This is a genomic window from Hyphomonas sp., from assembly GCF_965284475.1.
Taxonomy (GTDB): Bacteria; Pseudomonadota; Alphaproteobacteria; order Caulobacterales; family Hyphomonadaceae; genus Hyphomonas.
Genome location: NZ_OZ260087.1, coordinates 669738 through 694830 on the forward strand (window position 1 = coordinate 669738; position 25093 = coordinate 694830).

At 62.9% G+C, this 25093-nt stretch carries 29 protein-coding genes; 15 read left to right on the top strand and 14 right to left on the bottom strand.

The annotated features are described in order from the left end of the window. Window positions 1-3: 3 nt before the first annotated feature. The 7 genes from ACQ66M_RS03105 to ACQ66M_RS03135 form a co-directional block, all read right to left on the bottom strand. Entirely contained in the window at window positions 4-456 is a 453-nt protein-coding gene (locus ACQ66M_RS03105; protein ID WP_350171137.1) for a Na(+)/H(+) antiporter subunit B, read from the bottom strand. Next, window positions 453-1097 (bottom strand): DUF4040 domain-containing protein, encoded by a 645-nt coding sequence (locus ACQ66M_RS03110; RefSeq protein ID WP_430401788.1) that lies wholly within the window; start codon window positions 1095-1097, stop codon window positions 453-455. The genes ACQ66M_RS03105 and ACQ66M_RS03110 overlap by 4 nt, the downstream gene beginning before the upstream one ends. Then, window positions 1094-1468 (bottom strand): monovalent cation/H(+) antiporter subunit G, encoded by a 375-nt coding sequence (mnhG, locus tag ACQ66M_RS03115; RefSeq protein ID WP_430401790.1) that lies wholly within the window; start codon window positions 1466-1468, stop codon window positions 1094-1096. The genes ACQ66M_RS03110 and mnhG overlap by 4 nt, the downstream gene beginning before the upstream one ends. Next, window positions 1461-1760 (bottom strand): monovalent cation/H+ antiporter complex subunit F, encoded by a 300-nt coding sequence (locus ACQ66M_RS03120; protein ID WP_350171134.1) that lies wholly within the window; start codon window positions 1758-1760, stop codon window positions 1461-1463. The genes mnhG and ACQ66M_RS03120 overlap by 8 nt, the downstream gene beginning before the upstream one ends. Further along, window positions 1757-2245: a Na+/H+ antiporter subunit E gene (locus tag ACQ66M_RS03125; protein ID WP_430401792.1), complete on the bottom strand. Its 489-nt coding sequence runs from the start codon at window positions 2243-2245 to the stop codon at window positions 1757-1759. The genes ACQ66M_RS03120 and ACQ66M_RS03125 overlap by 4 nt, the downstream gene beginning before the upstream one ends. Before the next feature lie 95 nt (window positions 2246-2340). After that, entirely contained in the window at window positions 2341-3522 is a 1182-nt protein-coding gene (locus ACQ66M_RS03130; protein ID WP_430401794.1) for a DUF2336 domain-containing protein, read from the bottom strand. Between the two features lie 102 nt (window positions 3523-3624). Further along, entirely contained in the window at window positions 3625-4080 is a 456-nt protein-coding gene (locus tag ACQ66M_RS03135; protein ID WP_430401796.1) for a hypothetical protein, read from the bottom strand. A gap of 245 nt (window positions 4081-4325) precedes the next feature. On the opposite strand from ACQ66M_RS03135, the gene ACQ66M_RS03140 reads away from it, so the two are divergent. The 12 genes from ACQ66M_RS03140 (at window position 4326) to ACQ66M_RS03195 (ending at window position 14524) form a co-directional block, all read left to right on the top strand. Then, entirely contained in the window at window positions 4326-5777 is a 1452-nt protein-coding gene (locus tag ACQ66M_RS03140) for an MFS transporter (protein ID WP_430401798.1), read from the top strand. A gap of 32 nt (window positions 5778-5809) precedes the next feature. Further along, complete coding sequence (gene alr / locus ACQ66M_RS03145) at window positions 5810-6865, top strand: alanine racemase (protein ID WP_430401800.1); 1056 nt, start codon at window positions 5810-5812, stop codon at window positions 6863-6865. Further along, on the top strand, window positions 6843-7655 hold the full coding sequence (locus ACQ66M_RS03150) for an MlaE family ABC transporter permease (RefSeq protein ID WP_350171279.1): 813 nt from the start codon (window positions 6843-6845) through the stop codon (window positions 7653-7655). The genes alr and ACQ66M_RS03150 overlap by 23 nt, the downstream gene beginning before the upstream one ends. After that, window positions 7652-8416, top strand: coding sequence for an ABC transporter ATP-binding protein (locus ACQ66M_RS03155; protein ID WP_350171128.1), 765 nt, complete (start codon window positions 7652-7654; stop codon window positions 8414-8416). The genes ACQ66M_RS03150 and ACQ66M_RS03155 overlap by 4 nt, the downstream gene beginning before the upstream one ends. An 85-nt stretch (window positions 8417-8501) precedes the next feature. Beyond that, complete coding sequence (locus tag ACQ66M_RS03160; RefSeq protein WP_430401802.1) at window positions 8502-9065, top strand: hypothetical protein; 564 nt, start codon at window positions 8502-8504, stop codon at window positions 9063-9065. A 63-nt stretch (window positions 9066-9128) separates the two neighbouring features. After that, complete coding sequence (locus tag ACQ66M_RS03165; protein ID WP_430401804.1) at window positions 9129-9491, top strand: DMT family protein; 363 nt, start codon at window positions 9129-9131, stop codon at window positions 9489-9491. A 26-nt stretch (window positions 9492-9517) separates the two neighbouring features. Then, entirely contained in the window at window positions 9518-10900 is a 1383-nt protein-coding gene (radA, locus tag ACQ66M_RS03170; RefSeq protein ID WP_430401806.1) for a DNA repair protein RadA, read from the top strand. Then, window positions 10893-11462, top strand: coding sequence for a CvpA family protein (locus tag ACQ66M_RS03175; protein WP_350171124.1), 570 nt, complete (start codon window positions 10893-10895; stop codon window positions 11460-11462). Before radA ends, ACQ66M_RS03175 begins: the two co-directional genes overlap by 8 nt. 42 nt (window positions 11463-11504) lie before the next feature. Next, window positions 11505-12956 (top strand): amidophosphoribosyltransferase, encoded by a 1452-nt coding sequence (gene purF / locus ACQ66M_RS03180; RefSeq protein WP_350171123.1) that lies wholly within the window; start codon window positions 11505-11507, stop codon window positions 12954-12956. A 21-nt stretch (window positions 12957-12977) separates the two neighbouring features. Next, window positions 12978-13700 carry an SDR family NAD(P)-dependent oxidoreductase gene (locus tag ACQ66M_RS03185; protein ID WP_430401808.1) on the top strand — a complete coding sequence of 241 codons (723 nt, stop codon included), beginning with the start codon at window positions 12978-12980 and terminating at the stop codon, window positions 13698-13700. After that, window positions 13693-14181 (top strand): N-acetyltransferase family protein, encoded by a 489-nt coding sequence (locus tag ACQ66M_RS03190; RefSeq protein ID WP_430401810.1) that lies wholly within the window; start codon window positions 13693-13695, stop codon window positions 14179-14181. Before ACQ66M_RS03185 ends, ACQ66M_RS03190 begins: the two co-directional genes overlap by 8 nt. Continuing rightward, window positions 14174-14524, top strand: coding sequence for a DUF3088 domain-containing protein (locus tag ACQ66M_RS03195; RefSeq protein ID WP_350171120.1), 351 nt, complete (start codon window positions 14174-14176; stop codon window positions 14522-14524). The genes ACQ66M_RS03190 and ACQ66M_RS03195 overlap by 8 nt, the downstream gene beginning before the upstream one ends. Before the next feature lie 111 nt (window positions 14525-14635). Here the strand turns inward: ACQ66M_RS03195 and ACQ66M_RS03200 are convergent, their stop codons facing one another. Next, window positions 14636-15475 (bottom strand): hypothetical protein, encoded by an 840-nt coding sequence (locus ACQ66M_RS03200; protein ID WP_430401812.1) that lies wholly within the window; start codon window positions 15473-15475, stop codon window positions 14636-14638. Between the two features lie 76 nt (window positions 15476-15551). On the opposite strand from ACQ66M_RS03200, the gene ACQ66M_RS03205 reads away from it, so the two are divergent. Then, window positions 15552-16229 carry a Fe2+-dependent dioxygenase gene (locus ACQ66M_RS03205; protein ID WP_430401814.1) on the top strand — a complete coding sequence of 226 codons (678 nt, stop codon included), beginning with the start codon at window positions 15552-15554 and terminating at the stop codon, window positions 16227-16229. On the opposite strand, the gene ACQ66M_RS03210 is transcribed toward ACQ66M_RS03205, so the two are convergent. After that, a complete protein-coding gene (locus ACQ66M_RS03210; RefSeq protein ID WP_350171117.1) occupies window positions 16226-17242 on the bottom strand; it encodes a 2'-deoxycytidine 5'-triphosphate deaminase in 1017 nt (338 codons plus the stop codon). The two genes, ACQ66M_RS03205 and ACQ66M_RS03210, sit on opposite strands and share 4 nt — an antisense overlap. Window positions 17243-17306: 64 nt before the next feature. On the opposite strand from ACQ66M_RS03210, the gene metZ reads away from it, so the two are divergent. Both metZ and apaG read left to right on the top strand, forming a co-directional pair. Continuing rightward, window positions 17307-18509 carry an O-succinylhomoserine sulfhydrylase gene (gene metZ / locus ACQ66M_RS03215; protein ID WP_350171116.1) on the top strand — a complete coding sequence of 401 codons (1203 nt, stop codon included), beginning with the start codon at window positions 17307-17309 and terminating at the stop codon, window positions 18507-18509. A 24-nt stretch (window positions 18510-18533) separates the two neighbouring features. Beyond that, window positions 18534-18950, top strand: a complete 417-nt coding sequence (gene apaG / locus ACQ66M_RS03220) for a Co2+/Mg2+ efflux protein ApaG (RefSeq protein WP_350171115.1) — start codon at window positions 18534-18536, stop codon at window positions 18948-18950. Here apaG and ACQ66M_RS03225 read toward each other — a convergent pair. The 5 genes from ACQ66M_RS03225 to ACQ66M_RS03245 all read right to left on the bottom strand — a co-directional run bounded on the left by ACQ66M_RS03225 (window position 18947) and on the right by ACQ66M_RS03245 (window position 25059). Further along, window positions 18947-19984, bottom strand: coding sequence for a hypothetical protein (locus ACQ66M_RS03225; protein WP_430401816.1), 1038 nt, complete (start codon window positions 19982-19984; stop codon window positions 18947-18949). The two genes, apaG and ACQ66M_RS03225, sit on opposite strands and share 4 nt — an antisense overlap. A 118-nt stretch (window positions 19985-20102) precedes the next feature. Next, window positions 20103-21242: a zinc-binding dehydrogenase gene (locus ACQ66M_RS03230; RefSeq protein ID WP_430401818.1), complete on the bottom strand. Its 1140-nt coding sequence runs from the start codon at window positions 21240-21242 to the stop codon at window positions 20103-20105. 136 nt (window positions 21243-21378) lie between these two features. Then, window positions 21379-22905 (bottom strand): ribosome biogenesis GTPase Der, encoded by a 1527-nt coding sequence (gene der, locus ACQ66M_RS03235; protein WP_350171112.1) that lies wholly within the window; start codon window positions 22903-22905, stop codon window positions 21379-21381. Window positions 22906-22954: 49 nt separating this feature from the next. Further along, window positions 22955-24304 (bottom strand): PQQ-binding-like beta-propeller repeat protein, encoded by a 1350-nt coding sequence (locus tag ACQ66M_RS03240; RefSeq protein ID WP_350171111.1) that lies wholly within the window; start codon window positions 24302-24304, stop codon window positions 22955-22957. Then, window positions 24301-25059: a tetratricopeptide repeat protein gene (locus tag ACQ66M_RS03245; RefSeq protein ID WP_430401820.1), complete on the bottom strand. Its 759-nt coding sequence runs from the start codon at window positions 25057-25059 to the stop codon at window positions 24301-24303. Before ACQ66M_RS03245 ends, ACQ66M_RS03240 begins: the two co-directional genes overlap by 4 nt. Between the last annotated feature and the right edge of the window lie 34 nt (window positions 25060-25093).

The following is a 25093-nucleotide window of genomic DNA, read 5'->3' on the forward strand; positions in this document are numbered from 1 at the left end:
TGTCTACCAGTCTTTGTCGCGAATTTCGGCAACGCGGCCTGCAAACGCATAGAAGATCGTGAGCATGGCGCCTGCCACAGCGAACAGGACGCCCAGCTCGATCAGGATGATGCCGACATGCTGGCCCTTGTGTTCGCCGGGCGGCTCCTGGAAGAGCGCCTGATACTCAAGGTAATTGCCACCCTGCAGCAGGGCCCAGTAACCGACACCCGAATAGAGCAGCACGCCAATCGCCGCGAGCGCGCGCGTGAACACGGGCGGTACGGCGCGCATCGCAGACGGCACGCCAAAGACCAGCGCGTAGAGAATGACCCCGACGGCAAAGATGATGCCGGCCTGGAAGCCGCCGCCAGGGCCGTACTCACCATGGAACTGCGTGTAGAACGCAAACATCACAATGACGGGAATCAGCATCTTGGAAATAACACGCAGGATGACATGGTGATCATTGTTCATGACGCGTCCTCCTCTGGCCTGGCTTCCTGGGCTGCACCCTTGCCCTGGCCGGGAAGCTTGCCGCCACGCCGGATGGACTCCGCCAGCGACCGTTCGCCGAAGCCCAGCAGCAGGGCTACGGAAAGGCCTGCCAGGAATACGACAGCCGTTTCGCCCAGCGTATCGAAGCCCCGGTAGCTGCCGAGCACAGAGGTCACGACATTGGGGATGCCCGTATCAGCCCAGTTGATTTGCACATATTGCATCCCGACGCCCGCATTGACCGGCGAATTGGGATCGCCCAGTGCCGGCAGGTCAACCGTTGCATAGATCAGCATCACACCGGTGGCGATAACGACCAGAAGCGGGCCAAGGCGCGCGAATTTCTTGTCCGGCTTTGCCGTGCGTGACGTCAGCAGCATTGCGCCGAGCAGTACGACCGTCGACATGCCCGCGCCCACGGCTGCTTCAGTGAACGCAACATCCACGGCATCTACAACGACATACCAGGTCGCTGAAACCAGCGAGTAGATGCCTGACAGCATCACAATGGCAAACAGGTTGCGCAGACGCGCGATTGCAATGGCAACCACGAACAGGACCGCCAGCAGGAGGATGTTCACGAGCGCAATGCCGATATTGCCGTCAAGTACGCCGGTCATGCGGCATCCTCCTCATCGTCACGGCCCGGCTTCACGCGGCCGATCAGCGGCTGAAGACCGGCCGTGTGCGCCGCATTGGCGACCGCATGGGACGCGGCCGGGCTGGTGAGGAATAACAGCCAGAAAATCACGCCCAGCTTCACGACGACGCCCCAGGCTGGCGCCATCAGCGCCATGCCAACCAGAATGACCGCTGCGCCGGATGTGTCGGTAATGCTGGCTGCGTGCATGCGCGTATAGAAATCCGGGAAGCGCATCACGCCAATCGTGCCGATGACGCACAGGATGGCGCCAGCCAGGCAGAGCGCCGATCCGGCCGGATAGCGCACCAGTTCGAAGAATTGATGGAGGTTCGCCAGGAAATCAGCCATTGCGCCCGCCTCCCTGTCCACCACGCCGGACCAGCGGAACCTGGAAAGAGCGGTAGCGGAAGAATTTGAGGATGGCGATGGTCGAGACGAAGTTGATCATCGCGTAGAGGATGGCGATGTCGAGGAATTCCGGACGTCCCATGACAAAGCCCAGCAGGCCAAGGGCAAGCACGGTTTTCGTGCCGAACGAGTTCACTGCGAGGACACGGTCATACAGCGTCGGCCCCAGCAGGGTGCGGATCAGCAGCAGGATCATGCCGAGCAGGATGGCGATGAGGGCAGCGGCAGTCATGCGGCAGCTCCCTTGCCGTCAATGGCGCGTGCAGACCGCCTGTCCATTTCAATGAAGGCTTCCGGCTGGGAATCCTGTTCGTACAGGCCGTGCACCAGCAGCTTGTCGCCCTCGATCTCCACTGTCACCGTGCCCGGCGTCAGCGTGATGGAATTTGCAAATGTCACCTTGGCGAGATCCGATTTGCAGACTGTCTTGAGCTTGACCAGCGTCGGTGCGATATCAAGTTCGGCGCGCAGGCAGGCCCGGATGACGGTCCAGTTTGCCTTGACGATTTCCTTGGCGAGCCACGGAAAATACAGTGCGAAACCGACAATCCGGACATAAGGCACGCCTTCCCGGTCAAGCAGGTCGAGGCGGTAAGCGAGAATCAATGTGAGAGCCAGCGACACAGCGCCAAGGCCCAGCAACAGGGGTGTGAAATGACCGGACATGCCCAGCCAGAACCCAACCAACGCAATCAAAAGCCCTAGAAAGTACGCCACAATGCGCCTTCTCTCCCAATACAACCCAAATCACGAACGCCTGACCTAAAGGCAGTGAGCGGGCTTGGGAAGGCTATTTCGGCGTTTTTCGATCGCTAACTGCCAAAAACCAGTCGGGCCGTGCGTTGGGAGGTCGAGAATGCCGCTTCCTCGTTCGCCGGCTCGCCGCCCTCCTGCGCCTCGCGCAGTGCCTGCGAGGAAAAGGCCGCTGACAGCGACCAGTTCCAGTAGCGCAGGGTTGTCTGGGCCTTTGCGACTGTCAGGATTTCATAGGTTTCGGCGACCATTGCGAATTGCGGATGGATCCGGCCTTCCTCGATCTCGAGCGGGCGTCTGAGGGCCGCCCAGAATACCGGCAGGAACTCACGTTTCACGCCTGTCGCCTTGCACAGCACGGCAACACCTTCACCGCCGGGGTCGGACAGGATCTTGGCAATCGTGACAGGCCGGACGCCGCAGAGATACCCGATCTCCTGGGCCAGTTCCGACGTCATGCCTTCCAGCGCGGCTGTATTGATGGCGCTTTCCAGGCTGTCGAACTCGCTGCGCTCGAGTGCTTCGCGGTTGCGCTGGCGCCGTTCGATCAATTGCAGGGCCTTGCGGGCGACCGGGTCGGCCCATTTTTCCTCAGCCATGATCTCGAACACGTCCTTGCAGGTTTCAATGACTTCGAGACGGTCAGCGGAATGGCGCTGGAGAATCTTGCGGCGGGTGATGCCGTCAGACCACCAGAACATCGCCATCGCCTGAGACGGGCGCAATTCGAGCCGTTCGACCAGCAGCTCGCACAACTGTGACTCGTCGCGCGAGCGCATGACCAGCTTGTCGACAGCTGTTTCCGACAGGACGGCCCCGTTATTGGTCACCATTTCGCGCACGACATGGGTTTCTCCATGCTCGGCGAGCGCAACACAGACGCTGGGCGCCACAACCTTGCGGCGGGCGATGGCCAGCCTGTGTTCGGTCGACGTCGCCTCGACGATTTCGCTGAGGTCGCAGGCATCAAACGCTTCGTTCTGTTCCAGCAGGGGCTGGGCGATCTCGAATGAACTCTGGGCCAGATAGCGCAACAGGCGGCGCGGAGCTTCGCGGCTTTGCGCCAGCCGGCTCGCGCACATCTTGCGTTCGCGTGTATTCGCGTGAAACAGCATATCCAGCAGGATATCGCCCACCATGTTGCGATCCTGATGGGCCAGTCGGGTTGCCGGCATCGCCACAAGGTCAAGCAGGCGCCGGAACAGTGCGTCCCGTGCGCGGCCGATTGGCGGCGTATTCATTGACTCTTCGAACTCGTCCATCTCTGTGCCCGCGTCGCAATGGCAGTAGAGTGACCTGAAACCGTTAACGAGCCGTACAGACGCGCGCCGGAATCAACCGTCTCAGTCGCGGGCGCGTGGATGCACGACCAGCACCAGGAGGCTGGCAACGAGCATCACGATGGCCAGCATGAACAGCATCCCGCCATCGGTCTGGGCCGTGCCCGCCTCAAGTGACACGGGAATCTCGCGGCCGAGCAGCGGTGACAGGTGAAACGCCACCGCGCCGCCCAGCACAATGGATGCGAGAACTGCGCCCAGCCGCCGCGTGTACGGCAAGAGCAGCAAAAACGCCGCGACCAGTTCAAGCACGCCCGTCAGCACCCGGCCAGCAGGCTCGAACAGGGTCTGCCCGGAACGCTCGGCAATGGTCTGGAACACGATATTGCTGCCGGGCGGATCAAAGAATTTGACCGATCCGGCTGGCGGGTTGGGCAAGGGATGGATCGTCGCCTGGACAAACATGGCAACCAAAAAGAGCGCGAGGGCCCAGCTGACGAGTTGCCTGAACAGTCTCATGATAATCCACCCGTGGCTTGTAACTGGAACACAGCCTTATTGAGAGGGTACAAACTGGGCAGCTCAAAGGCAACTGACCGTTCGCTGGCACGGCCAGTCCAAGGTCCCCAAGCGTCGAATTCTTCAGGAAAACCACCCATACCTTCCCGCCACATGGCTGAAATCTGGAGGAAAGCTGATCATGGGATTTTACATTCGATGATCCGGCGCTCTACATACTGTCGCTATCGCCGACGGGAGCAGGCATGAGCGACAAGATCGAAGACATTGTCGACGACATGGCCGAAGATGCTGTGGGCGACGTCACTTCGCCCGTCAGCGGAGTCAGCGAGGCGCTCGGCGCCGGCGCCTCCTTCCTGTCGACCGCAACCCATTGGCGGGCCCGGCGTCTGCGTCGCGGCGTGGGGATCGAGCTGCCCGCCTACCTGATGGTCCAGTGCAGCTGGTTCATGGCCTTCGGACTGCAGATGGTGCTGTTCCCCTACCTGATCACGGGCAGGGACCACCTCCATCTCGGCGGCCTTGAACTGGGTCTGGCCAATATGGCGCTTTCCGCGCCGTCCGTGATCTTCCTGCTGATTGGCGGCGTTGTGGCCGAGCGGGCAGACGGGCGACGCCTGTTGATCGTCCTCCACCTGCTGGCAGCGGTCCCCGCCTTCATCCTCGCCACGTCCGTTGCCCGGGGTCAGCTCTCCTATCCCGTCATGATCGCCTATGGCCTGACCATCGGCACGGTGGGCGCCTTCATGATGCCAGCCCGCGATTCCATCGTGAATGAAATCGTTGAACGCCGCATGCGTGTCGGCTCCAATGTCACGCTTCAGCTTGGGGTGACGCTGGCCACGATGGCGCAATTCCTGGCCCAGATCGCGGGCCTGATCGTGGCGGGCTATGCCGACAAGATGACCCGCATGCCGCAATGGATGGGCGGGTTCGGCATCGGCCCCATCGCCGCCGAGAAACTGCTGCTGGCGCAGGGCATTGTGCTCGCCTTTGGGGCGCTGTTCGCGCTCAACCTTGCAAAGGGACGCCAGGTCCGCACTGGCCGCAGCGGGTTCGGGGCAGCTTTCGGCGACATTGCCGAGGGTTTCCGGGCCGTCCGCGCAGACGGGCGGCTGTGGGCCATGACCGCCCTGATGTTCGGTGTCGGCATTTTCGTGATCGGCGCCTTCCTCGTGGTCCTGCCCATTGTGAACCGCGACGTTTACGGCTTCGGTTCTGACGGTATCAGGGACATGTTCGTCACGTTCTGGCTCGGCGCCTTCGTGTCGTCAGTTGTCCTGTCGATCTTCCGGCGCATCAAGCGGCAGGGTCGCCTCTTGCTGATCGCCCAGTTCCTTGGCTCCAGCAGCATTCTCGCCATGATGTGGTCGATCCCGCACTGGGCCTTCCTTGCCATCGTCTTCATCTGGGGCCTGGCCGCCGGCATCTCGATCGCGATGAGCCGTTCGATCGTGCAGGATGCGGCCCCGAAGAAGAAGCTCGCCCGCGTCCTGTCGATCTACCAGCTGGGTTTCATGGCCGGTGCCCCGTTCGGCGCTGCCCTGATGGGCGCGCTGGTCGACATTTTCGGACCGCAGAAGATCGCCATTGTCCCGGCCGGCGGCATGACCCTCATCATCCTGTGGATGGTGTTCTTCACGCCTGTCTGGAACATGAAGGGGCAGGCCTGGAAAGAGCATGCCGCGAGGAAGTGACACCGGCTGCGAAGCATCCTAAATCGCTGCCCATGAAACAGCTTCCGCGCGCCACAATCCATCTGACGAGCATCGTCTCCAACTGGCAGGCGCTGGACGGTCTGCACCCGGGCGCAACCACGGCGGCCGTGGTCAAGGCCGACGCCTATGGACTCGGCGCGGTTCCCGTGTCCCGCGCCCTGCTGCGCGCCGGATGCTCCACTTTTTTCGTTGCCTACCTTGAAGAGGCACTCGCCGTGCGCAAGGCGCTGGGGCTCGGCCCCCGCATTTTCGTGCTGAACGGCCCGGCGCGGGCGGAAATGTCGGCCTATGTCGCTGCGGGCATCACGGCGGTGCTGTCCTCGCCGGACCATCTGAAAGCGTGGGCCAGTGCGCCCAAGGGCACCTGCGCCCTGCATTTCGATACCGGCATGAACCGGCTGGGCCTGAAGACCACGACCCTGGCCACCACGCTGGCGGCCCTGCAAAGGCTGCACCCTGTCCTGGTCATGAGCCATCTCGCCTGCGCAGACGAGACCGGCAACCCGATGAACAGTGCCCAGCGCAAAGCGTTTGACGACATCACCTCGGCCTTTGCCGACACACCGGCCAGCCTGTCGAATTCGGCAGGATGCTATCTCGGCAAGGCATTCGGCTATGATCTCACCCGGCCGGGCATTGCGCTTTATGGCGGGTCACGGCCGCCGAAGGGCGTGCGCATCAAACCGGCCGTAACGCTCGATGCCGCCATTCTCAGCGTGTTTGAGGGCAAGGCCGGCGAAACCGTCGGCTACGGCGCCACGCAGACCCTGCAACAGGATACGCCGCTCGCAACCGTCGGCATCGGCTATGCTGACGGCCTGCCCCGAACCGGCGGAAACAACCTCATTGCCTATCTCGATGGCCTGCAATGTCCGGTCGTGGGGCGCGTTTCGATGGACCTGGTGACGATTGATGTTTCTGGGGCACAGGCGAAGGCAAAAACAGGCGCACGCGTTGAATTCATCGGCGAGCATGCCAAACTCGAAGATCAGGCCGCCCGCGCGGGCACGCTTGGTTACGAAATCCTCACAGGGCTCAACAATCGTGTCGAACGTGTCTACGCATAAAAGCGGCTTCCCCAATCCCCTGCGCTGGATCGGCGCCAGCCTTCTCGGCTTCTTCGCCGAGATCGGCCGCCTGTGCATATTCGCCGGGCGGGTCAAATTCGCCGCGTTCACGCCGCGCTGGTTCCTGGGCGAGATCTGGCGCCAGATGATCAGGATCGGTTTCTACTCCTTCCCGGTTGTCGGCCTGTCTGCCGTATTCATCGGCGCGGCCCTGGCGCTCAACATCTATGAAGGCGGCAGCCGCTACGGCGCAGAACAATTTGTCCCGAGCATTGTCGTCCTTGGCATCACGCGCGAACTCGGGGCCGTGATTACCGGCCTGATGCTCGCGGGCCGCGTTTCGGCAGGCATCTCGGCAGAGATCGGCGCCATGCGCGTGACCGAACAGATCGACGCGCTGGAAACCCTTTCTGCCTCTCCTTATCGCTACCTTTACGCCCCCCGCTTCCTCGCCGCACTGGTCACCCTGCCCGTGCTGGTCGCCGCGGCTGACATTATCGGCGTGATGGGCGGCTGGCTGGTCAGCGTTTACAGCCTCGGCTTCGATTCCACCGTCTACCTGCGCAACACGCTCGATTTCGTCACAAGGAACGACATCATTGTCGGCCTCGTCAAGGCGGTGGTCTTCGGCGGCGTCATCGCGATCATGGGCTGTTACCAGGGCGACCGGTCAAAGGCAGGCGCGACGGGCGTTGGCCGGGCCGCTACCCTGTCCATGGTCGGCGCGGCCGTGCTGGTGCTGGCAACCAATTTCGTCCTGTCCAACCTGTTCGTGGAGATCGGCCTGTGACCCAGCCCATCCTGAAACTGGAAGGCATCGAAAAATCGTTCGGCCGGAATGATGTCCTGCGCGGTGTCGATCTGGACGTCGCACCGGGCCAGAGCCTTGTCGTGATCGGCGGCTCGGGATCGGGCAAGTCGGTCATGCTGAAGGTTGCCCTCGGCCTGATGACGCCCACGGGCGGCAAGGTGCTGTTCGATGGCCAGGACGTCACCAATTCCACGGGCAAGACGCGGGAATCCATGCGGGCCCGCATCGGCATGCTGTTCCAGTCCGGCGCGCTGTTCGACAGTCTCACCGTGTGGGAAAACGTGGCCTTCCGTCTGATCAATGCCGACGGCGTGAAGCGCAGCGACGCGAAAGAGCGCGCGATTGCCACGCTCAAGAAGGTTCGCCTCGGAGCCGATGTTGCGGGTCTCTACCCGGCCGAAATTTCCGGCGGCATGCAGAAGCGCGTCTCGCTCGCCCGCTCGATCATTTCCGAACCGGACCTGATCTTCTTCGACGAACCGACGACCGGTCTCGATCCGATCACGGCAGATGCCATCAATGACCTGATCGTTGAACAGGTACGCGGCCTCGGCGCGGCGACCGTGACGATCACCCACGACATGAGCTCGGCCCGCAAGATTGCCGACGAAGTGGCCATGCTGTTCGAGGGCAGGATCATCTGGCGCGGCCCCGCCAGCGAAGTCGATCATTCCGGCCATGACCATGTCGACCAGTTCGTCCACGGCCGCGCCGAAGGCCCGATCCAGCCGGCGCTTTAAGAGCCTTTCCGCCTGCCCGCATCTTGACCTCGCGGCAGAGGTGCGCCCCTATCCGCGCCAACACGGCACTCGGGGGTGACACGTCATGATGGAATTCATCAAGTACATATCCGTGGCGTTTACCGCGCTGTCGCTCGCCTTCACCGGCTGGCTGCAATACGAGAAATTCCGGCTCGACGGCGAATGGCACATCGACACGTGCACGCTCGAGGCTGACATGAAGGCCTATGAGGGCCTGCATCTTGCCTGGCGCGTCTTCCTGTCGGACGACCCGCTGTCGGCCCCGGTGGTCGGCGATGGCGAGAAAGTGGAGGAGGCGTTCAAGCCGATCCCACCCGTCGGCCGGTTTCCCGTGCGCCTTGTCGGCACCAAGGAAATCAACACGGTCAGCCTGACCGGCCGGTTCGAAGGCGCCCGCCGCGCCTCGACCGGGCGGTTCGAGTTCCACCCGACCCTCTCCAAGCGGCTGTTCTCCGGCTATATCCCGTTCTACCAGCGCAATGTCGACGTGCTGGACGGCAGCTTCGCCTTCACGGCGGGCAATGCACGCGGCCCGGCCCGCGCCGTGCGCCTGACCGATGGCGAACCGCCAGCAGACCTGCCCCCTTTCGTCTGCAAGGCGCCTGACACGGTGCAGACGCCGGAATAGAGCGGCATTTCTTGCCGCGCCGGATCAGGATATGGATCTGGAGTCCTGTCCGGAGATTCCCACATGCCTTCGCTTCTGTCCTGGCCCGCGCTCGCGCCTGTCGGCCTCCTGCTTGTATCCAACGTGTTCATGACCTTTGCCTGGTATGGTCACCTCAAGTTCACCGACAAGGCCCTGTGGCTGGTCGTGCTCGCCAGCTGGGGCATTGCCTTCTTCGAATACTGCCTGGCGGTGCCGGCCAACCGGATCGGACATACGGTCTGGTCTGCGGCGGAACTCAAAACCATGCAGGAAGTGATCACGCTGGTCGTGTTTGCCGTCTTCTCGGTGCTGTATCTGCGCGAAAGCTTCACGCTGAACCACGCCGTCGGCTTTGGCCTGATCGCAGCTGGCGCCTATTTTGTGTTCGCTGGGCCGTTTCGCTGAACGCCAAACCCCGCTAGGGCTGCGCCATGGCCAAGACACCCACTTCCGCATTCGTTTGCCAGTCCTGCGGCGAGGTCCATTCCAAATGGACCGGCAAGTGCAATGGCTGCGGCGAGTGGAACACGCTGGTCGAGGAGGCCGTCGCAGCCGTTCCCGGCGGCCTGGCCCCGGCCAAGGCGGGCACCAAACGGTCAGGCAAGACCGAATTCGTTGCCCTCAATGACCGGACCGACCCGCCAAAACGCATCATCATGGGCGTCGAGGAACTCGACCGCGCCTTCGGTGGCGGCCTCGTTCCCTCGTCCGCCACGCTGATCGGCGGCGATCCGGGCATCGGCAAATCAACGCTGCTGCTGCAGGTCGCGGCCCGCCTTGCCCGCAACGGCCTGAAATCGGTCTATGTCTCCGGCGAGGAGGCTGCTGCCCAGATCCAGGAACGGGCCGTGCGCCTGAAGGTCGCCGACAGCCCGGTCCAGCTCGCCACTGAGACCGACCTGCGCAAGATCCTCTCTGCCCTGAAGTCCGCCGAGCCTGACTTCGTGGTGATTGATTCGATCCAGACGCTCTGGTCGGACAGTCTGGAAGCCGCCCCGGGTTCCGTCTCGCAGGTTCGCGCCTGCGCGCAGGAACTCACGCGCTGGGCCAAGAAATCCGGCGCGGCGCTTGTTCTGGTCGGCCACGTCACCAAGGAAGGCAACATTGCCGGCCCGCGCGTGGTTGAGCACATGGTCGACACTGTCTTCTATTTCGAAGGCGAGCGTGGCCACCAGTTCCGCATCCTGCGCGCCACCAAGAACCGCTTTGGCCCAACCGACGAGATCGGTATTTTCGAGATGCACCAGTACGGCCTCGCCCCCGCCAAGGAACCCTCCGCCCTGTTCCTGTCGTCAGATGGGGAGACAGCCGGCGGCGCCGCCGTGTTTGCCGCCATGGAGGGCTCTCGCCCCGTGCTGGCCGAAGTGCAGGCCCTCGTGGCCAAGAGCGCCTATGGCACGCCCCGGCGCAGCGTGGTTGGCTGGGATACGGGCCGTCTCGCCATGCTGCTCGCCGTGCTGGAGGCGCGCTGCGGCATCGGCTTTGCCGGCATGGATGTCTACCTGTCGGTTGCCGGCGGGTATCGCATTGGTGAACCGGCAGGCGACCTTGCCGCCGCCGCCGCGCTGCTGACCTCGCTGTCGGACATGGCCGCGCCTGAACGCTCTGTGTTTTTCGGCGAGGTGTCATTGTCCGGCGCTGTCCGGCCAGTCGCGCGCATCGAACAGCGACTGAAGGAAGCAGCGCGCCTCGGCTTCATGCGGGCCTTCGTGCCCGAAGGCAGTCCAACTTCAGTCGATGGCTTGACGATCACCCCGATTAGACGGCTTATCGAGCTTGTTGAGTTGCTTGCCCCGGACGCCCTGAATGCTTGATTTTGTTACAGCTTTCGACGCCATCGCCGTGGCTGTTATCGTCATTTCGGCCATCATGGCGTTTGCACGCGGCTTTCTGCGCGAAATCGCCACGATGGGGGCCTTCATTGGTGCACTGACGGCTGCCTTTTACGCCCGCAAGTTCCTGCGCGACGATCTTGCCGCGATGTTGCCGGAAACCATGTCGCAGCTTGATGTTGGCGTGTTTACCATCCCCGTGCCGGACCTCGTTCTGATCGTTACGGCCTTTATCGGCGTCTATGTCCTGGTCGCCTGGTTTGGCCAGCGCCTGTCCAAGAATATCCAGGGCGCCGACGGCATTGGCATGTTCGATCATGTCGCCGGTCTGGCTTTTGGCATAGCGCGCGGCATCATTGCCCTTGTATTCTTTGTGGTCCTTCTCCAACTCGCGCTGGATGAGAGCAGGATTCCCGCTTTCATCCAGAACGCAGCCTGCTACGACCTTCTCAGCAGTGTTGCCGATTATGTGAACGAGAATGCCACGAAAGTCGGCCAGGATGCACAAACTGCCCTTCCCTCCGAGGCCGAAACAGGCCAATAGACGTCACGAACCTGTCACGCACGAGGGAGGCTCCGGTCTCATATGATCCATTTCGATCATGACGATGACAAACCCCGTGAAGAATGCGGTGTTTTCGGAATTTACGGCAACAACGAAGCCAGCCTCTACACCGCGCTCGGGCTCCATGCCCTGCAGCATCGCGGACAGGAGGCCTGCGGCATCACCACATTTGACGGCAAGCGCTTTCCCTCCGAGCGCCATATGGGCCTTGTTGGCGACCATTTCGGCGGCGACCTGCGCACCCGCCTGCCCGGCTATGCGGCCATCGGCCATAACCGGTATTCGACCCAGGGCCGGCCGATGCTTCGCAACATCCAGCCCATCTTTGCAGACCTGTCCTTTGGCGGTTTTGCCGTCGCACATAATGGCAACCTGACAAATTCCCGCAAACTGCGTCACCAGCTGGTGCGCGATGGCGCGATCTTCCAGTCGACAATGGATACTGAAGTCATCCTCCATCTCGTCGCCCGCAGCTCCAAGCCGCGCTTCCTCGACCGCCTTGTCGATGCGCTGCAGCAGATCGAAGGCGGATATGCACTGGTCGGCCTGACCGGCAAGAAGCTGATCGGCGCGCGTGACCCGATCGGCCTTCGCCCGCTGGTCATCGGCAAGCTTGGCACGGCCTATGTCCTGGCTTCGGAAACCTGCGCGCTTGACATTATCGGCGCCGAATTCGTCCGCGAAGTCGAGAATGGCGAAATGGTTGTCATCACCGATGACGGCATTGAATCGATCCGCGCCTTCCCGCCGCGCGCCTCCAGTCCGTGCGTCTTCGAATACGTCTACTTTGCCCGCCCCGACAGCATCGTCCAGGGCCGCTCCATCTACGAAGTCCGCCGCCGCATGGGTCACCGGCTGGCCGCGGAAACACCTGCCGACGCTGACGTCGTCGTGCCCGTGCCTGACAGCGGCGTTCCAGCAGCGCTCGGCTATTCGGAAGCCTCCGGCATCCCGTTCGGAATGGGCATTATCCGCAACCATTATGTCGGGCGCACATTCATCCAGCCGACCAATGTCGGGCGTCAGGCAGCCATCTCGAAGAAGCACAGCCCGAACCGACCCGTGCTTGAAGGCAAGCGCGTTATCCTGGTCGACGATTCCATCGTTCGCGGCAATACGTCGAAAAAGATCGTCCAGATGGTGCGCGAAGCCGGAGCAAAGGAAATCCACCTGCGCTCGGCCAGCCCGCCCATCGTCAACCCGGACTTCTACGGCATCGACATGGCCGCCAAGTCGGAACTCTTCGCCGCCATCCACACGCATGAGGAAATGGTGCGCGAACTCAAGGTCGACAGCCTCGGCTTCCTGTCTGTGCCCGGCCTCTATGCCGCGATAGGCGAACCGGTACGCAATGCCATGCAGCCGCAATTCGCCGACCATTGCTTTACCGGCGACTATCCGACCAGCCTGGTCGATCACCAGCACGACGAGTCGGACAAGGAACGCCAGCTCTCCCTGCTGGACGACACGTAGGGCCTGCGCTAAGGGCGCGGCATGACTGACCAACCCAGACTTGTCCTCGTGACCGGCGCTTCGCGCGGCATCGGCCGCGCCGCCGCGCTTCATCTTGCCCGCCAGGGCGATCTCGTCATTGCGGTCGCCCGTTCAAAGGCGGCCCTCGAAAAGCTCGACGACGAAATCCGCGCCTTGGGCAATGAGGCCGTGCTCGTGCCGATGGACCTGAAGGATGCCAGGGGCATCGAGACGCTCGGCAAGGTAATTGGCGAGAAATTCGGCCGCCTTGACGGCTTCGTCGCGAATGCCGGCGTCCTCGGCACGCTGGGCCCGCTGGAAACCTGTGGACCCCGCAGTTTCGAGGAAACCATCGAGGTCAATCTCACCGCCAACTGGCGCCTGATCCGCGCCGTGGCGCCCTGGCTGCACCAGTCGGCTGCGCCGCGCGCCGTGTTCGTCACATCAAGTGTTGCAGCCAGTCCGCAGGCCTTCTGGGGTCCCTACCAGGCCTCGAAGGCAGGCCTCGAAGCCATGGTGACCGGCTGGGCCGACGAGACTGAGAAAATGGCCCTGCGGGTCAACATCTTCGACCCGGGCGGCACACGGACTGACATGCGCGCTGCCGCCAAGCCCGGCGAGGACCCGATGACCCTGCCCACCGCAGAGGCAGTCGCTGCCGAACTTGTGAAGCTCGTCTCGCCGGACGAGACCCGCACCGGTACCCGCATTCGCTACCGCGACCTGCAAACGGCAAATGGCTGATCCGGAGGTCACCCCCAAGCCGCTTCTTGTCCGGTCCGCAGGGCAGGACGATCTCCCGGACCTGCTGGCATTCGAACAGGGTATCATCACCGCAGAGCGGCCCTACGATCACACGCTGAAGCCTGATCCGATCAGCTATTACGATATCGCGGAACTGATCGCGTCCGATGAAGCCGAAGTCGCCGTCATCGAAGCAGACGGCCAGATCATCGCTTCAGGATTTGCCCGGAAAAAGCTGTCCAGGGCCTATGTCCGCGACACCCATCATGCCTATCTCGGCTTCATGTATGTCAGGCCTGACTATCGCGGCCAGGGGCTGAACAAACGGCTGATGACCCACTTCTTTGACTGGGCGAGGGCCAATGGCCTGCCGGAAGTGCGCCTCACCGTCTATTCAGGCAACACGCCCGCCATCAGCGCCTATGAGAAGGCAGGCTTCTCGCAGCACTTGGTTGAAATGCGTCTGAACCTCGATGACTGAACGAGACCAGCTCTTCCTGCTTCGGCCCGGATTCGCCGATCCGGCCTATCCCGGAGACATGTTCTATTGCTGGCACTGCGCCCTCATGGAAGGTGTGCTCGCCTCCTTTCCGGCGCTGGCAGGACGCATTGACGTGCACCGTATCGCCTGGCCGCGGCCGCGCGCCGAACTGGCCAGCCTGCTCGGTACAGGCGATGCGTCATGCCCGGTGCTGATACTGTCAGGCGAGGGTGAATACATCAGGGGCGTAAAGCGGCATGGCGCAGTCCGCTTCATCGATGACAAGGATGAGATCCTGCAAGCCCTTGCAGCCCGCCATGGCATACCCCTTCCCCATCCATGACCAGCCGGCCTGGATCAGAGTGCTGATTCCAAGAATCAGCACTCTGATCCAGAATTTCCTATTGGTCGCGGCGTGTCCCCGAAAACCGGGTCCACTTTTCGGCAGGCCGCTTCAATTGACCGACAGGGTCACATCCGAGGCCAGAACCGTCAGCCTGGACATGTCAGACGTCAGGGCGTCCTGCGGCGCCGCATCCGGATAGGCCAGGGCAAGCGCGGCAATGGCACGGGTCATGGCCTCGCCAGCCTCGGGATGGCTTGCCGCGATCTGGTCCTGCGACGCCGCAAACTGCATCTCGGCGACTTTGTAGAAGCCGTAGCCATCAAGATAGGGCTCGTAAGCGCCGCTCGCCGCTGCGATGCGGTACATGACCGCCGCCCGCTCGATCATGTCGGCAATCACATGCGCCTTCACCCCGGCGGGCGCCGTACCATTGTCGGGTGCCTTCAGCGACGCGGCCCGCAATGCGGCGATGATCTCATCGGTGCGCGCGGACACCTGCTCAGGCGTCTCGCCTGCCATCACCGCGGCGGAGGCATCCGTTAGCAGACTATCAAACAGCGTCACACCGCGAGCTTGCAGCACGGGCTCCATGTCGAACAGGACTTCGCTGACCGGGTGGGCGAACATTTCTGCTGCGGCATCGGTCTCACCGGCGCTGTAGGCATCGCGCGCGGCGATGATATGCGCCTCTGTGACCGCAAGAGCGATATTGAACACAACCGGGTCGGTTGCGGCCAGCTCGATGGCCACGCCGCCTTCCCCCTCTCCGCCAACCGAGCCGACGGGAGCAGGTTCGGCGGCGGGCGCCTGCGGCACGTCAGCCGGCGCTTCGACCGCAGCCGGCTCCGGCGATGAGGCCGGTGCGGGCTGGCCACAACCAGCAAGCGCAGTCGATCCCATCAGGGCGCCAAGGCCCAGCCGTGTCCAGCTATGATAGAAGTGTGGCATTTGCGACCCTTACACTATCGTGGTTTCCGGTTTACACGCCTTGCAGAAATGAAACTCATTCGCAAGCAGGTGCCGCATGTTTTTGACCCTTTCGGGCGTTCTTGACGCAGGCCAGCTGGCCACGGCGCAGCAACTCGCTGCCACCCTGCGCTGGGTCGACGGGGCGGCCACGGCCGGGCCTGCTGCCCGCGCGGTGAAGCATAATGAGCAGGCCGACCTTGCCTCCCGCACCGGCGCGCGGCTGCGCGACATGCTGGGTGACGCCATCCGCGCCCATCCCGTCTTCACCGCTGCTGCCCAGCCCCGGCGCATCTCGTCCCTGCTCGTCAGCCGCACGCAGGCAGGCGGCACCTACGGCCTGCATGTCGACAATCCGTTCATGGGCACGGGCGAGGCGCGCCTTCGGACAGACCTCTCCTTCACGCTCTTCCTGTCGGAACCAGGCAGCTATCAAGGCGGCGAGCTGGAGATCAACCATGCCGGGATGACGCATCACACGAAGGCACAGGCAGGCGATCTCGTGCTCTATCCCTCAACCAGCCTGCACCAGGTTTGCCCGGTCATTTCCGGCCAGCGGGTCGTCTGCGTCGGCTGGGTCGAAAGCAGTATCCGCGATGCGGCTGCCCGCGAAATCCTGTTCGATCTTGAAAACCTGCGCGCCACGCTCAGCCAGACGCATGATGTGCGCTCGCCGGAATACCTCACCCTGTCGAAATCCATCGCCAACCTGATCCGCCTGTGGGGCGAAGCTTAAAGCGCGAAATGCTTCGACAGTTTCAGGCCCTGGCCCTGATAGTTCGATCCCTTGCCGCCATAGAGGCCAGAGGGCTTGGCCGCCATCGGCTCATAGATCAGCTTGGCGACGGGCTGGCCGTGCTCCAGGATGAAGGGGACGTCTCGCGAGCGCACTTCCAGCACGGCGCGGCTGCCGCCCTTGTTCACGCCAAATCCCGGATCAAAAAATCCCGCATAATGCGCGCGGAACTCGCCCAGTTCCGGCGCGATCGGCGCCATTTCGGCGGCCTCCATCGGTGCCACTTTCACCGTCTCTCGGCTAACCAATATATAGAAGTCTTCCGGGTTGAGCACGATGCGGCCATGGCGCGGATAGACCGGTTCCCAGAACTGGCCCGCCTCATGCGCGCCGATGCCGCGCAGGTCCACAACGCCGGAATGCAGCTTGGCGCGGTATCCAGCGGGCTGGCCTTCGGGCGGCTCAAGATCAATCGAGACGACCCGCTCCTTCAGCGCGTCCGGGCGCTTGCGCTTGAACCGCACCTGCGCCAGCCGGTCACCCGGCCGCACCATGATGGGGAAAGTGCGTGGGCTCACTTCAAGGTAAAGCGGCCCGGAATAGCCCATGGGCACATCGTCAAACGCCCTGCCCCGGTTGGTCACCAGGCGCGTGAACACATCGATCCGCCCGGTCGAGCTTTTCGGGTTTGCCCGCGCCGAAATGCCGGCCGGCAGGCGCAGCGATTCCTGCAACGGCACGAGATAGACACAGCCCGTTTCCAGCACGGCGCCCTTCTCGGTCAGGTCGATGCGATGCATGTGCACGCCCGGTTCCTGCAGCATCTCGGCCACCGACCGGTCCTTGCCCGGCAGGAAGCTCGCGCGCAGGCGGTAGGCGTCCTCGGCAAGGCGCAGATCGAGGCTCGCCGGCTGGACCTGTCCGGTCTCCAGCGGCAAGTCGCTGCGGATCGCGCCTTCAGCCACCAGCGCTTCTATTTCATGGTCGGGCAAAACGCCCGTTTCCTGCACCATCTCTTGCACCCCTTGTGCTCTCAGGCATAAGACCCGGTACAGGAAAGACAAGGACTATAACAGCATGTCGAACGGGTCAGACAGATCGGGCAAAGCCAGCTGGAAGCCAGCCACCAAAGCGGTGCGCGGCGGCCTGATGCGTTCCGAGCATGGCGAGATCTCCGAGGCGCTCTACCTGACGTCCGGCTATGCCTATGACAGCGCCGAACAGGCCATGGCCCGCATGAAGGGTGACGCGCCGGGATTCGTCTATTCCCGCTATGGCAGCCCGACCTGCGAAATGCTGCAACAGCGCCTCGCGCTGATTGAAGGTGCACAGACCTGCCGCGTCACGGGCAGCGGCATGGGCGCCATTTCCTCGGCGATTCTCGCGCCGCTGAAAGCAGGCGACCGCGTCGTGGCTGCCACAGCCCTGTTTGGTTCGTGCCGCTGGATCATCGCCAACCAGATGCCGAAATACGGGATCGAGACCGTCTTCGTGGACGGCGCGGACCTGGACGCCTGGGAACGTGAAATCGCCAGGGGCTGCCAGCTTGTCCTGATCGAAAGCCCGGCCAACCCATTGCTCGACGGGGTCGACATCGCGGCCGTCGCAAAACTTTGCAAGGCGGCCGGCGCGCTGCTCGTGGTGGACAATGTGTTCGCCACGCCAATCCTGCAGCGCCCGCTCGACCTTGGCGCGGACGTTGTCGTCTATTCGGCCACCAAGCACATGGACGGACAGGGCCGCGTCATGCTTGGCGCGATCCTGTGTGATTCGGCCTATATGGAAGACGTGTACGATCCGTACCTGCGCCATATCGGCCCCGCCGCAGCCCCCTTCAACGCCTGGGTCGTGCTCAAGGGGCTCGAAACCCTCAAACTGCGCGTCGATGCCCAGAGCGCCACGGCCGCGCGCCTTGCCGATGCCATTGCTGCGCATCCGAATGCCGCCGCCGTGCGCTATCCCTACCGCAGGGACCACCCGCATTACGCGGTCCACAAACGCCAGATGTCCGGCGGCGGCACCATGATCGCGCTGTCGGTCAAGGGCGGGCAGGATGCGGCCTTCAAGTTCCTGAATTCGCTGGAACTTGTCGACATCTGCAACAATCTCGGCGACACTAAATCCCTCGCCTGCCACCCGTCCACCACCACACACCGCGCGCTGACGGACGAAGAACAGGCCGCCATGGGTCTCGACCGCAGCTGGATACGTTTTTCGGTGGGTCTGGAGGACGCAGACGATCTTGAATCCGATGTTCTTCGCGCCCTTAACAGTGTGTGAACGATTTCAGATCAATTTCGCACAATGGCTCGTCGACACGCTCCCCCGCTCTATGAAGAAATCACCCAGGGCGTGCGCATCCGCGTGCGCCCGAAATTCATGCATGACGAATCAGAACCATCGCGCGGCCGCTTCATGTGGTCCTACACGGTGGACGTCGAGAATGAGAGCGAGCAGACCTGGACCATCATGCGCCGTCACTGGCGGATCGTGGATGCCCAGGGCCGCATGCAGGCCGTCGATGGCGAAGGCGTCATCGGCCAGACACCCACCCTGATGCCCGGCGAGCGTTTCAGCTATACGTCAGGCGCCCCGCTGGCTGCCCCGTCAGGCATGATGAGCGGCACTTACGAGCTGAGAGACGAAAGCGGTTTCGAGATCGTTGCGACCATCCCGGTCTTCTCACTCGACAGCCCCTACGACACGTCGCTGCCCAGCTAGGGCTGTGCAGGCACGGTCTCGGCGGGCAGGGCTTCACCCATGTCGATGACACGGAAATGCCGGGCCATCATCTCAGGCGAGAAGATTGACGCCAGCTCATCGGGTTTGAGCAGGCCTTCCCATTCCGCGAGCTGTTCAGGGCCCGCCTCGGCAAACAGCACATTTGCCCCGGCCTGGTCACCGACATAGGCACCATAGGTCTGCAAGGCGCGGGCGATGATCTTGCCCGTGGGTGACAGGCCGGACGATTCGATGTTGAAGTCAGGGTCAAGCTGGAGGCGTGCACCCAGCGGCAGGCCGGTCTCGCTGGGCGCAAAGCCGCTATACTGCAGCCGCGCCGTACTCGCCGGACGCACAAACACGTCAGACCGTATGCCCGGGCTGGCCAGCATCAGGGCATGCGGAATACGCCCTGTCCTGATCTCATCCAGCCGGATCAGCCCTGCCGAAAGCGGAAAGCCGGACGGCAGCGCGCTCGCCGCCTCGTTCGGCTGCTCCACCTCGTTCCAGGGCTCGGATACACCAGAACCGCGCAGGCTGGTGACGACGCCAAACCCGGTCATCCAGATCCCGTCATCATTCTTGTTCGCCTGGTTCAGATCCCATTCAAGCCCACGGGTCTTGTCGACAATGGCGATATATCCCGCGCTGGGGTTCAGGCGGGCCATGTCATCCGGTATCGGAATGGCGCGGGGCCATTCAAACCCTCGCCCGTACACGTCGGTATAATAGTCATAGACCGTCCGGGTCGGCGTCTCGGCCATGTCGATATAATAGACGGGCACCGACCATTGATCGATATTGATGAAAAGGGCGCCTTCACTGGCGAAGTCCGCGATCAGCGCGTCAGATTCCGCATCAACCACGGCATTGGCCGGGATCGGCGTGTTCCACGGGCTGTCGGCAGCGAACGGGCGCCAGGCCTGCAGCTGCACATCCTCGCCGGACGGAACAGGTTGAGGGGGTGATTTGGAACAGGCGACTGCCGCAAGGGCCAGCCCGCCAATTGCCAGACTCCGGATCAGGGACGACATATCCGCACTTCCTTTCGCGCCAGGTTCGAGCAAATTTCCGGCTTACAGCAACCGAACACCGCCCCCTCCGGGGCGTTGCGTCAGCATTTACCAGCATTCCTGAGGCTTGTAACCCGGCCTATTTGTTCGGGTTGATCAGGTATTTCTCGCCTGTTGCGCGCCGGTTGTAGGCCTCGATGACAGGAAGTTGCAACGCCTCGGCCAGCGAGATTTCGGACGTGTAGTGGCTCGCAAACGTGGTTTTCAGTTCCGCCCCAACGCGTGCGCGCAGCTTCGCCCGGCCTTCCGCGCCGATCTTTTGCAGGAAGGGTGTCAGCAGGAAACCGCCCACACCCCAGGCCATGCCGACGCCCGGAGGCAGCGTGGTCGGGCTCATGTCCAGCCGGCCATAGATATAGACCTGCTTGTGGGTGGCCGAACCATAGCGGCTGTACTCCTTGGCATTCTGGTTGGCGGCCGCCTCCATCGCCACCAGGATCTGACCAGCCAGCGGCCCGCCGCCAATGGCGTCAAAGCCGAGCGTGGCGCCCGTTGCGGCCAGCGCCTGGATCAGGTCATTCATGAAACCGAGCGACGTTGAATTCACGATATGCTTCGCGCCAATGTCCCGCAGGATCTTCTCCTGAGCGTCCGAGCGCACGATGTTCACCAGCTCGATACCGTCAGCAATGCAGATCTTGTTGAGCATCTGGCCGAGGTTCGAGGCCGCCGCCGTGTGCAGCAGGGCCGTGTGGCCTTCCATGCGCATGACATCGGTCATGGCCAGCGATGTCAGCGGGTTGACGAAGCAGGATGCGCCGTCGCGCGCTGTCGCGCCTTCCGGCAGCTCCATGCACTGGGCCACGTTCAGCGTGCGGTATTGTGAATACATCTCGCCGCCGAGACCAGCGACCGTCTTGCCGAGCAGGGCCTGCGCCGCAGGGGAGGAACCGGCCGCTACAACCGTACCTGCGCCTTCATTGCCCACCGGCATCGACTGGTCGACACGCGGCGCCATGGCGCGCATCCCGGCCGACGGGACCCTGGCGGTCACGACAGGACGGTCGGCCGTGCCGGAGGCTTCGGCGCTGCTCATGTCCGCAGCCCCAAGCAGGAGGCCAAGATCGGACGGGTTGATCGGCGTGGCTTCGACGCGAACGATGACGTCGTCCGGGCCGGGCGGCGCAATGTCCACCTCGACCAGGGACAGTTCCAGCTCGCCGCTGGACTTTACGTGTGATCTCAGTTGAAGGCCCTTGGCCGGAACGCTGGACGCCATCTTGTTTCTCCCTTGTGCATTGTCAGGTGTGGATTTTCCACATGACTACACGTTGCGGAAGGCCGCGTCCAAGTCTTGTAATTTATCGCATCGCACCCCAAGCGCGCCGGATGACGCAGGGTCATCCGGCTGGCGCCTAGTGTTTCGGCTTGTAGCGCTTGGACGGGCGCTGCTGCGCGGCCTTGTCGGCATAGGGGTTCTTGCCCTGACGCACGAACAGCCGGATCGGCACGCCGTTCATATCGAATGCCTCTCGCACCCCGTTCACGAGATAGCGCTTGTACTGGTCCGGCATCTGATCACCGCGCGAGGCGATCAGCACAAATGTGGGCGGCCGTGCCTTCATTTGTGCCATGTAACGCGGCTTGATACGCTTACCGTGCACCGACGGTGGCGGATGCCGCTCGACCGTATGGCGCAGCCACCGGTTCAGGTCGCCTGTCTTCACGCGCGCTGTCCAGTTGGAATAGACATCCACAACTGCCGGCATCAGTTTTTCAATATTCCGTCCTGTCAGCCCGGACAGGAACACGATGGGCGCACCGCCCGCGTTCGGCATCAGGCGGTTGGACAGATCGCGGATATGTTTTGCGGCCCCGTCAGTGTCCTTCACGAGGTCCCACTTTGAAATCACCAGGACGATGCCCCGGCCCTCCCGCAGGGCCAGGTCGGCAATCTGCAGGTCCTGCTTTTCCATGGCCTCATCGGCATCCATGACCAGCGCGATAATATCGGCATATTTCAGGGAACGGATGGTTTCACCCGTCGACATGCGCTCCAGCTTTTCCTGCACGCGCGACTTGCGGCGCAGGCCTGCCGTATCGACCAGCCGGATGCGGCGGCCCTGCCATTCCCAGTCAATCGAAATCGAATCCCGGGTTATGCCCGCTTCCGGCCCGGTCAGCAGGCGGTCTGATTGCAACAGCTGGTTGATCAGGGTCGACTTGCCGGCATTGGGCCGTCCGACGATGGCCAGCTTGATCGGCTTGTCTGGGCGCACCGGTTCCTGCTCGACATCAACGTCGGCTTCCTCGATGGCGGCAACCAGGTCCTCATCCGACAGCGTCTGGTCATCAATGTCGATATGCGCCAGCTTGTCGAGAATGTCTTCGCCACCGAAATGCGTATAGTCCGGCTCGGCCTCTTCAAGTGCCTTCTCGAACGCATCCTCGCCCAGCGCCTGGCGGATCGCCTCATACAGGTCGGCCATGCCCTCACCATGCTCGGCGGACAGGCCCACAGGCTCGCCAAAGCCAAGTTCCCATGCTTCATTCAGGCCGTCGCGCCCCGCCTTGCCTTCAGCCTTGTTCGCGGCCAGCACAACCGGGATGTTCGCCTTGCGCAGCAGCGCCGCAAAGCTCTGATCCTCGATCGTGACACCAACGCGCGCATCAATCAGGAACAGCGCCACCTCCGCCTCGGCAATCGCCGCTTCGGTCTGCTCGCGCATGCGCGACTGCAGGCTTCCATCATGTACGTTCTCATAACCGGCCGTGTCGATCAGGATCAGCGGCAGCGATGCCAGGCGGCCTTCGGCCTGCTTGCGGTCACGCGTCACGCCCGGCTGGTCATCGACCAGCGCGATCTTCTTGCCGGCCAGCCGGTTGAAGAGTGTCGACTTTCCGACGTTCGGACGTCCGAGAATAGCGAGTTTAAGCGGCATAAGCCTGCCCGTTCATACGGTTAACGGGCGGGCTTTTGGGCCGTGCGCCCTAGTGGATGGCGATCAGCTTGGCCTCATCAGTGAGGATAAGCAGTTTGTCCTGTACGGCGATGGGTTCGAGGTAAGTCGTGGACCCCAGCTTTACAGAGCCGGTCTGCTGCCCGGTTTGCGGCGAAAAGGCAAGTAGTTCACCTGTTGAAGACGCAACCAGGATCCGCCCCGAAGCGACAATCGGCCCGGAATAGCTGATCTGGTTTTTCTTCTTCTTCTCGTTCTTGAACTTCGGCAGCGGTGTCACCCAATAGGCCTCGCCGGTCGCCGGGTTGATGGCCGACAACGTGTCATCGATACCGAGAATGAACATGAACTGGCCTGCCAGGGCCGGTGCCTGCGTCGATCCGGTCGCGATTGCCCAGACCCGCGTGCCGCTGCGTCCGTCAATCGCCACTGTCACGCCCGACTGGCTGGAGGCGAACACGAGGCCGCCCGACAGGATGGGGCGCGAGCCGATATCATTGATCTCGGAGATCGGCGTGAACCGTCCGGCCTGCGAGATCGCATCCGTCCACAGGCGGCGTCCGTTGGAGGCAAGATAGGCAATGATCTCGCCGGAGGAATACGGCGCGATCAGGAAGTCTTCCACAGCCGCAGGGCTTGAGCTTCCGAGCACACGGGCCGATTCAGAAATCGCCTGGTCGCTCCATTCGGTCGCGCCGGTCTCCAGCGACATGGCGAAAATCTCATTATTGTTCGAGGCGACGAAGATGCGGCCATCCTTGATGGTTGGCGCGCCCGTCATCGGAGCGCCCATTTCCTGCTTCCATTTCTCGGCCCCGCTGCTCGCGTCAAGCGCCGACACAAAGCCGAACCCGCTGGCCACGATCAGCGTGTCGCCGGCAACGGCAAGGCCGCCACCCAGAGCGCTCTTGTCGCGCTTGGTCGTGCCTTTCAGGCCTTTCTTCCACTGCGTCCGGCCCGTGTTCAGGTCGGTCGCGTAGACCGTCTGGTCGGCGTCCAGCGTGTATATGGTGGTCTCACTGGTGACAGGCGGCGTCGTGACGGCCGATTTCCGGTCGGAGCCCTTGCCGACACTGGTGCGCCAGGCGACCGTCAGCTGCGGCGCCGCCGTCACATGGCCAACTACTTTTGCCGCCGTCGCACCTGACTGGGTCCAGGCCTCGATCGTTTCAGGTTCCGGCAGCACGATTTCCACGGCCGCAAGTTCCGGGTTCGGCTTGATCGCCTCATCGGCCAGCACCATGGTGATCCGGCCCGCCTTGTCCTCGGCGGCGGCTTCCTTGGCGTTGTTGTTACCAAACCGGGGCAGGCTGTTGCACGCCGAAAGGCCCAGTGCAGAACCAATAACGATTATGGCGGCGAGATTACGCGTTTTGCTCATTGGCCAGTCTCCTCGGACTCTGCAGGGGCGGGCGCGGGAGCCGGCGCTTCGGATTCAGTTTCAGGTGTGTCTGGTGTTTGCGTGCCGGCTTCGGCCGCAATTTCCGGCGCAGCAGCGGCCGGAATGGCTGCCAGGGCCAGCTCGGCGCGTCGCTTGACCCCCGCTGGCGCGGCCGCATCAAAGCGAAGACGGTTGAATTCAGTGCGGGCGCGGGCCGTATCACCCGTGGCGAAGGCCTTGGCCGCGATCAGTTCGCGGGCGAGCGATCCGAGTGCGCCCTCATCATCGACAAGGCTGCCAAGGGTGGCTTCCAGTTCGGTCATGGATTGGGCGTCAGCCTTGAAATAGGCCTTCTTCAGCAAGGCAACCCGCTCATACGGGCCGCCTTCGACACCGCCAATGGCGGCCAGCGCTTCAGCGGCGCCCTCAGCGTCTCCTCCGCCCTCATAGCGCACCTGCGCGAGGTAGTTTGCTGCCAGCGGGGCCAGCTTGCTGCCGCCATTGGCAAGATCAGCGAAGGCGGTCTCGGCTGCCGCATAGGAGCCGTTATGCAGCTCTGACAGGGCTGTTTCCAGTGCGAGGGCCCGCTCGGCACGCGCGGCTTCGGCCCGTGGCACGATGACGAACTCATTCACCGCAACGGCGCCGACAACCAGCGCCAGCGCGCCATAGACGAAGAACTGGTAGCGCTTCCACCAGGTCTCCAGCTTGTCCTGTCGAATGCTTTCGTCGACCTCTTCGAAAATATCGCTCAATTCAGTCGCTCCGGTGGCTTTGGTGACTCAGTCA